Source organism: Enterococcus sp. 2G9_DIV0600 (genome assembly GCF_002140615.1).
Lineage (GTDB): Bacteria > Bacillota > Bacilli > Lactobacillales > Enterococcaceae > Enterococcus_D > Enterococcus_D innesii.
Window position 1 is genome coordinate 1,502,491 of sequence record NZ_NGLL01000001.1, and the last position, 1,689, is coordinate 1,504,179.

2 protein-coding genes are annotated in these 1,689 nt (G+C 28.5%); both read left to right on the forward strand.

Going from position 1 to position 1,689, the window contains the following annotated elements; all coding sequences use genetic code 11:
• Positions 1 to 505: hypothetical protein (locus A5870_RS07090; RefSeq protein ID WP_176277850.1), on the forward strand; the 505-nt coding region annotated here is incomplete at its 5' end.
• Positions 498 to 1,562: a hypothetical protein gene (locus A5870_RS07095; protein WP_086292242.1), complete on the forward strand. Its 1,065-nt coding sequence runs from the start codon at positions 498 to 500 to the stop codon at positions 1,560 to 1,562. The genes A5870_RS07090 and A5870_RS07095, both read left to right, overlap by 8 nt.
• Positions 1,563 to 1,689 lie beyond the last annotated feature (127 nt).

Below are 1,689 nucleotides of genomic sequence, written 5' to 3' on the forward strand. Positions count from 1 at the left end.
TTTTAGTGAAATGAAAAATGAAAATATTTTTTTCATTGATTATCAATATAGATGTGAAGAAGAGACTGAAATAACTAATATTTTAGATTCTTATTGTGAATGTGGAAAAAAGGTAAGCCAACATGATCCTGTAATAGAGTTGTATCAACTATCTAGTGATTTCAAGGAATTCATAAGTGATAAGAATAAAAAAGCTTTAGATTATTATGGAACTTCTTGGAGGAAGAACAAACTGATTTTAGAAGAATTAAGGGGCGTCAATAATTTGGTACCCTTTTTAGGATCTGGATTGTCAAAACCATTAGGATTTCCTTCGTGGCCCGAACTCGTAGAAGAATATAAGGAAGGCTGTTCTGAAAGTGAATTGCTAGGGATTCAATTTTTTTTAAGCAAAAAAAAATATTTGGATTGTTTCGATCTTATCATTAATGATGTAGAAAATCAAAATATTAAAAATGTTGAACAGTTGAAACAAAAAATTTCGAGGGCATTTAGATGTGTATAAGAGACAGATATCACCCTCTGCTAAATTATCAAGAGCCGTATCACTCCAATTATTAGTAAATAATATAGATAGTTTAACTAATAATTGGAGTGATACGGCTCTTGATAATTTAGCAGAGGGTGATATTTACTATAATTTAATTGATAGTATTGCTCCTTCACGTAGCAATGAAATTTATTATCCTGCATTTTTTAAAACTTCTTCTAATCTATATCTTTTTTCAGTAATAAGAACTGTTACTAAAACAGGAGACTCTATTGTAATACCAGCAATGACAGTATTAGATACAAGTCAATCAATTGTAATGATTTTAGTTCCAAATAAATTTAAAGGTGGAAAACCTGATGGTGTATTTATTTGGTCTCCAGAAGCATACTGTAAAATTTTAAAAAGTAAAATTTCGATGATATGCGATGTTAGCGTAAAAAAAATAGATGATGTTTATGAGAGGGCTTTGAAAAAAAATCTGTTCACTTCTTGTGTCGAAATGAACAGAAAATTAGTTGAAGATTATGAAGACCAGCTCTTAGAAAAAATGCCACCAATAAAAAAACATATCAACAATATCAAAAATAATATTGGCAAGGTAGTTCACCTAACTACAAATGATAAGGAGAAAATCGAAAAAAAAATTCTTTCTACTTGTGTCAGTGAGTATATGACTAAAGCGGTTAAACCATCTGAATTACAAAAAAAAGCTTTGGAAAAAGGTTTACAAGGATATCCCACAAAAATAAAGTTTGATGGTCTAGACTCTTCAAGTGGGGGAACAAGATCCAGTAATAGAAATTCACCTTTACCTATACATGAAATTTTTCATTCTATCAATACAAGTTTTGTATATTTCGGGACTATAAAAGAATGTCGAATTGCATGGTTTAATAAGTACCTATTTCCTAATAAAAAAGAATTTCTTAATAAGTCTAGTGTTAGTCAAGCTAATATTAAAATTTCATCTGGTAAAGTTCTTATTAATATCTTGAGACAAACAAATAAAAACGAGGTGATGGTTAATTATGTTATTAGCGAAGTTATCAAAATTATCAACTTTGTATGATAAATGTAAGAAAGATAAAAATGAGTCTACTTTTTATGATCTTTTAAATGTTTTTTGTATGACAGAACAGAAATTAAGATATGAATATTATTTTGAGATGTTAGATAATAATATTAATGATCCAGAG